The organism is Streptomyces sp. URMC 123 (assembly GCF_051386515.1).
Taxonomy (GTDB): Bacteria; Actinomycetota; Actinomycetes; order Streptomycetales; family Streptomycetaceae; genus Streptomyces.
In genome coordinates, this window is the sequence record NZ_JBPQTV010000698.1 from 1 (window position 1) to 521 (window position 521).

Genomic DNA, 521 nt, shown 5'->3' on the forward strand with positions numbered 1-521 from the left:
ACGATGTCGATGTCCTCGCCGCCGGTCAGTTCGCGGATGCGCTTGCCGAAGCGCTTCCACTCCTTGGGGTCCTGGGTATGCTCGTCCTTCCAGAACTTGTAGTCCTCCGCGGAGCGGTCGATGATCGCCTCGGCGCCCATCGCCCGGCAGATCTCCGCCTTCTGCTCGCTGGAGACGACACAGACGGGGGTGGCGCCGCCGGCCAGCGCGTACTGGGTGGCGTACGAGCCCAGGCCGCCGCTGGCGCCCCAGATGAGCACGTTGTCGCCCTGCTTCATCCCGGCACCGTTGCGCGAGACCAGCTGGCGGTAGGCGGTGGAGTTCACCAGGCCGGGGGCGGCGGCCTCCTCCCAGCTCAGATGACCCGGCTTGGGCATCAGCTGGTTCGACTTCACCAGCGCGATCTCGGCCAGGCCGCCGAAGTTGGTCTCGAACCCCCAGATCCGCTGCTCGGGGTCGAGCATGGTGTCGTTGTGACCGTCGGCGCTCTCCAGCTCCACCGACAGACAGTGCGCCACCAC

General features: G+C 68.1%; 1 protein-coding gene. It reads right to left on the minus strand.

What is annotated here, in order from left to right:
* The coding region (locus tag ACSNOD_RS31690) for a zinc-binding dehydrogenase (protein WP_436770515.1) at positions 1–521 on the minus strand (521 nt) is incomplete at both ends.